The following is a 5,232-nucleotide window of genomic DNA, read 5'->3' on the forward strand; positions in this document are numbered from 1 at the left end:
CCGGCGCAGCGCGTCGATGGCGCCGGCGTCCAGGCCCAGCACGTCGCCGAGGACCTGCTCGGTGTGCTGGCCCAGGGTGGGCGGGGCGTTGCGGTACTGCACCGGGGTCTCCGACAGGCGGATCGGGCTGGCCACCTGCGGCACGCTGCCGGCCAGCGGGTGCGGCAGCTCGACGCGCAGGCCGCGGGCGATCACCTGCGGGTCGGCGAATACCTGCGCCAGGTCGTTGATCGGCCCGCAAGGCACGCCGGCCTGCTCCAGCGCGGCGATCCACTCGGCGGTGGTGCGCATCACCGTGGCCTGGCGGATCAGCGGGATCAGCACCTCGCGGTGGGCGACCCGCGCCTTGTTGCTGGCGAAGCGCGCGTCGTCGGCCCATTCCGGGTGCCCGGCCAGTTCGCAGAACTTGCGGAACTGCCCGTCGTTGCCGACGGTGAGGATCATGTCGCCGTCGGCGGTGGGGAAGTCCTGGTAGGGCACGATGTTCGGGTGGGCGTTGCCCAGCCGGCGCGGCGGGATGCCGGTGGTCAGGTAGTTCAGGGTCTGGTTGGCCAGGCAGGCCACCTGTACGTCGAGCAGGGCCATGTCGATGTGCTGGCCGATGCCGCTGACGTCGCGGTGGGCGAGGGCGGCGAGGATCGCGGTGGAGGAGTACAGGCCGGTGAGGATGTCGGTCAGCGCCACGCCGACCTTGACCGGGCCCGCGCCTTCTTCGGCGTCGGAGCGGCCGGTGATGCTCATCAGGCCGCCCAGGCCCTGGATCATGAAGTCGTAGCCGGCGCGCTTGGCGTAGGGGCCGGTCTGGCCGAAGCCGGTGATGGAGCAGTAGATGATGCGTGGGTTGAGCTGCTTCAGCGACTCGTAGTCGAGCCCGTAGCTCTTCAGCCCGCCGACCTTGAAGTTCTCCAGCACGATGTCGGCCTTGGCCGCCAGTTCGCGCACCAGGCGCTGGCCTTCGGGCTGGGTGAAGTCGACGGTGAGGGATTTCTTGTTGCGGTTGGCCGACAGGTAGTAGGCGGCCTCGCTGGTGTCCCGGCCTTCGGCGTCCTTGAGGAACGGCGGGCCCCAGGCGCGGGTGTCGTCGCCGCTGCCGGGACGTTCGATCTTGATCACTTCGGCGCCGAGGTCGGCGAGGATCTGCCCGGCCCAGGGGCCGGCCAGTACGCGGGAAAGGTCGAGCACGCGGATGTGCGAGAGGGCGCCGGACATGGGGGACTCCTGGCTGCGGACCACGGACTGGAAGCTGCCGGCGGCGGGGCCGCCGGCAGTGCTTGGCATCAGAAGAAGGCCTGGATGCCGGTCTGCGCGCGGCCGAGGATCAGCGCGTGGACGTCGTGGGTGCCCTCGTAGGTGTTCACCACTTCGAGGTTGACCAGGTGGCGGGCCACGCCGAACTCGTCGGAGATGCCGTTGCCGCCGAGCATGTCGCGGGCCATGCGGGCGATGTCCAGGGCCTTGCCGCAGCTGTTGCGCTTCATGATCGAGGTGATTTCCACCGCGGCGGTGCCTTCGTCCTTCATCCGGCCCAGGCGCAGGCAGCCTTGCAGGGCGAGGGTGATCTCGGTCTGCATGTCGGCCAGTTTCTTCTGGATCAGCTGGTTGGCGGCCAGCGGGCGGCCGAACTGTTTGCGGTCCAGGGTGTACTGGCGAGCGGTGTGCCAGCAGGCTTCGGCGGCGCCCAGGGCGCCCCAGGAGATGCCGTAGCGAGCAGAGTTCAGGCAGGTGAACGGGCCGCGCAGGCCGCGCACTTCGGGGAAGGCGTTCTCTTCGGGGACGAACACGTTGTCCATCACGATCTCGCCGGTGATGGAGGCGCGCAGGCCGACCTTGCCGTGGATCGCCGGGGCGCTCAGGCCTTCCCAGCCTTTTTCGAGGACGAAGCCGCGGATCTGCCCTTCGTCGTCCTTGGCCCAGACCACGAAGACGTCGGCGATCGGGCTGTTGGTGATCCACATCTTGGCGCCGGACAGGCGGTAGCCGCCGTCGACTTTCTTGGCGCGGGTGATCATCGAACCCGGGTCGGAGCCGTGGTTCGGCTCGGTCAGGCCGAAGCAGCCGATGTATTCGCCGCTGGCCAGTTTCGGCAGGTACTTCTGCTTGGTGGCTTCATTGCCGAATTCGTTGATCGGCACCATGACCAGGGACGACTGCACGCTCATCATCGAGCGGTAGCCGGAGTCGACGCGCTCGACTTCGCGGGCGATCAGGCCGTAGCACACGTAGTTCAGGCCGCTGCCGCCGTACTCCACGGGAATGGTCGCGCCGAGCAGGCCGGTCTCGCCCATCTCGCGGAAGATCGCCGGGTCGGTCTTCTCGTGGCGGAAGGCTTCCAGCACGCGCGGGGCCAGCTTGTCCTGGGCGAACTGCTGGGCGCTGTCGCGAACCATGCGCTCTTCTTCGGTGAGTTGCTGATCCAGCAGCAGCGGGTCTTCCCAGTTGAAGCTTGCTTTGGTGGCCATCGGGTTACCTCGGGGCAGTGACGGGATGTCCGCTCCAGTTTAGGCGGACGCAGTGCGGTCGATCCTAGTCAGCCGCCGACCGGTGCGGCAACCGACTAATTCGCACGCTGTTGTGCTAATTTCTCACTCCGTAACGCTCCAGACGCTGTAAAACGGGCGTTTGAATCGCGTATTCCGTGGCCCTTCCCGATCACGAGATTCCCAAGAGGCATTCGATGCGGCGCAAGATCCCCACCACCGCGGCGCTGGTCAGCTTCGAATCGGCCGCCCGCCATGAAAGCTTCACCAAGGCCGCCGAGGAGCTGTCGCTGACCCAGAGCGCCATCTGCCGGCAGATCGCCGGGCTCGAGGAGTTCCTCGGCGTCGAGCTGTTCCGCCGCTCGCGGCGCGGGGTAAAGCTGACCGAGGCGGGCCTGGGCTACAGCCGGCGCATCGCCGTGCGTCTGGATGCGGTGGAGCGCGACACCCTGGCGGTGATGGGCCAGCAGGGCGGCGGCAGCATCGAGCTGGCGGTGGTGCCGACCTTCGCCACCCAGTGGCTGCTGCCGCGCCTGAAGGCCTTCAAGGGGTTGTACCCGGAGGTCACGGTGAACCTGACCAACCGCACCCGGCCGTTCCTCTTCGCCGACACCGACTTCGACTGCGCGCTGTACTTCGGCGAAGGCGCCTGGTCGGGTACGGCGAAGCACTTCCTGATGCGCGAGAACCCGGTGCCGGTGTGCAGCCCCGAACTGCTGGAGGGCCGCGCCAGCCTGAGCGCCGAGGAGATCGCCGGGCTGCCGCTGATGCAGCAGACCACCCGGCCCTACGCCTGGCGCCAGTGGTTCGGCTCCCTCGGCATGAGCGTCGCCCACGACATGGGCGGCACTCGCTACGAGCTGTTCTCCATGCTCGCCCAGGCGGCCATGCTCGGCATGGGCGTGGCGCTGATCCCGCCGATGCTGATCCAGCGCGAGCTGGCCGAGGGCCGGCTGATCGTCGCGATGCAGCATGCCTATTTGAGTGAAAACGCCTATTACCTGATGATTCCCGAGCGCAAGGTGGAATCCGTCATCGTCCGCGCCTTCCGCGACTGGCTGCTGGAGCAGGCGCGGCTGTACCGCGACGAGGCCGGCCTGGGCTGATCCGAGGCAGGACGCGGCGCGGCGATTCGCGCGACAATTGCGCAGCCGGCGGGGCCTAGCCCGTCATCGCGCTCACGAGGCGCAACCAGCAAGGAGTTCTCATGAATTTCCACACCCGTAAATGGGTCAAACCCGAAGACCTGAACCCCAACGGCAGCCTGTTCGGCGGCAGCCTGTTGAAGTGGATCGACGAAGAGGCGGCCATCTACGCCATCGTCCAGCTGGGCAACCAGCGCGTGGTCACCAAGTTCATCTCCGAGATCAACTTCGTCAGCTCGGCGCGTACCGGCGACATCATCGAGATGGGTATCACCGCCTCCGAATTCGGCCGCACCTCGATCACCCTGACCTGCCACGTGCGCAACAAGATCACCCGCAAGAGCATCCTCACCATCGACAAGATGGTCTTCGTCAACATGGGCCCGGATGGCCTGCCGGCGCCCCACGGCAAGACCGAGATCACCTACATCAAGGACCAGTTCAAGGACGACGACGGCGTCGAGGTCTGACCCCGGCGCCTGCCTCCGGGCCCGCAGCCAGGCGCGAAGGCTTTGCATTCGCGCCCATTCGTGTGAGCCTGTGCCCGCCCACGGCGGGTGCGGGCCAACGCAGCCTCCCCGCCGAACCACCAGAAAAATACCGGGGAGACACCATGCAAGCGCCCATCGCATCCACGCTGCGCCGCCTCGTCGCGGCCACTTGCTGCGCCCTCCTGCTGGGCGGCGCCGCCCAGGCCGCCGAGCCCAAGGCCGGCCTCAAGCCGGAAGCCGGCACCTTCAAGATGGGCATGCAGCCCTGGCTGGGCTACGGCCAGTGGTACGTCGCCGAGCAGGCCGGCGCCTTCAAGGCCAACGGCCTGGACCAGGTCGAGCTGGTCAACTTCACCGAAGACAAGGACATGAACGCCGCCCTGGCCAGCGGCCAGATCGACGGCGGCAACCTCGCCACCCATACCGCCATGGCCATGGTCGCCGCCGGCCTGCCGGTGAAGATCGTCCTGCTGCTGGACCAGAGCACCAGCGCCGACGCGCTGATCGTCGACCCGTCGATCAAGACCCTGACCGACCTCAAGGGCAAGCAGGTCGCCTTTGAGGAAGGCACCACCAGCGACATCCTCCTGCACAGCGCGCTGCGCAAGGCCGGCCTGACCCTCGCCGACGTGCAGCCGGTGCCGATGCCGGCGGCCAACGCCGGTTCCGCGCTGATCGCCGGCCAGGTGCCGGCGGCGGTGACCTACGAGCCCTACCTGAGCGCCGCCAAGCAGCAGAACCCGAAGGTCAGCCTGCTGTACAAGGGCTCCGACGACCCGGGCATCATCAGCGACGTCTTCGTGGTCCGCGACGAAGTGCTCAAGCAGCGCCCCGGCCAGGTGCTGGCCCTGCTGAAGAGCTGGGAAGCCGGCCTCAAGCACTTCCAGGCGCACCCCGAGGAAGGCCGCGCGGCCATCGCCAAGGGCGTCGGCGCCGAGCCGGCGGAACTGGCGAGCGCCTTCGACGGCGTGCGCTTCTATTCCCTGGGCGAGAACAAGGCCGAGCTCAAGGGCGCCTTCGTCAAGGAATCCTTCGAGCACATCCAGAAGGCCGCCAGCGAAGCCGGCATCATCCAGCAGCCGGTGACCCCGAAGCAGGCCGTCGACGCGCGTTTCGTCG

5 protein-coding genes are annotated in these 5,232 nt (G+C 67.8%); 3 read left to right on the forward strand and 2 right to left on the reverse strand.

The features are described from left to right. Positions 1–1,209: CaiB/BaiF CoA transferase family protein (locus tag P3W75_RS10845; RefSeq protein WP_276227387.1), on the reverse strand; the 1,209-nt coding region annotated here is incomplete at its 3' end. Between the two features lie 68 nt (positions 1,210–1,277). Then, positions 1,278–2,459: an acyl-CoA dehydrogenase gene (locus P3W75_RS10850; RefSeq protein WP_276227383.1), complete on the reverse strand. Its 1,182-nt coding sequence runs from the start codon at positions 2,457–2,459 to the stop codon at positions 1,278–1,280. A 215-nt stretch (positions 2,460–2,674) separates the two neighbouring features. Between P3W75_RS10850 and P3W75_RS10855 the strand changes: the two genes are divergently transcribed. The 3 genes from P3W75_RS10855 to P3W75_RS10865 all read left to right on the forward strand — a co-directional run. Then, the gene (locus tag P3W75_RS10855; RefSeq protein WP_276227384.1) at positions 2,675–3,583 is read left to right on the forward strand and encodes a LysR substrate-binding domain-containing protein; all 909 of its coding nucleotides are present in this window, start codon (positions 2,675–2,677) and stop codon (positions 3,581–3,583) included. A 101-nt stretch (positions 3,584–3,684) separates the two neighbouring features. Next, on the forward strand, positions 3,685–4,092 hold the full coding sequence (locus P3W75_RS10860; protein WP_276227385.1) for an acyl-CoA thioesterase: 408 nt from the start codon (positions 3,685–3,687) through the stop codon (positions 4,090–4,092). 143 nt (positions 4,093–4,235) lie between these two features. Next, positions 4,236–5,232: ABC transporter substrate-binding protein (locus P3W75_RS10865; protein WP_276227386.1), on the forward strand; the 997-nt coding region annotated here is incomplete at its 3' end.

It is taken from the genome of Pseudomonas citronellolis (assembly GCF_029335315.1).
Taxonomy (GTDB): Bacteria; Pseudomonadota; Gammaproteobacteria; order Pseudomonadales; family Pseudomonadaceae; genus Pseudomonas; species Pseudomonas citronellolis_A.

Bases quoted from the DNA above. Each gene is read 5' to 3' on its own strand.
- P3W75_RS10850 (WP_276227383.1), bottom strand. From the start codon at position 2,459: ATGGCCACCAAAGCAAGCTTCAACTGGGAAGACCCGCTGCTGCTGGAT.
- P3W75_RS10855 (WP_276227384.1), top strand. From the start codon at position 2,675: ATGCGGCGCAAGATCCCCACCACCGCGGCGCTGGTCAGCTTCGAATCG.
- P3W75_RS10860 (WP_276227385.1), top strand. From the start codon at position 3,685: ATGAATTTCCACACCCGTAAATGGGTCAAACCCGAAGACCTGAACCCC.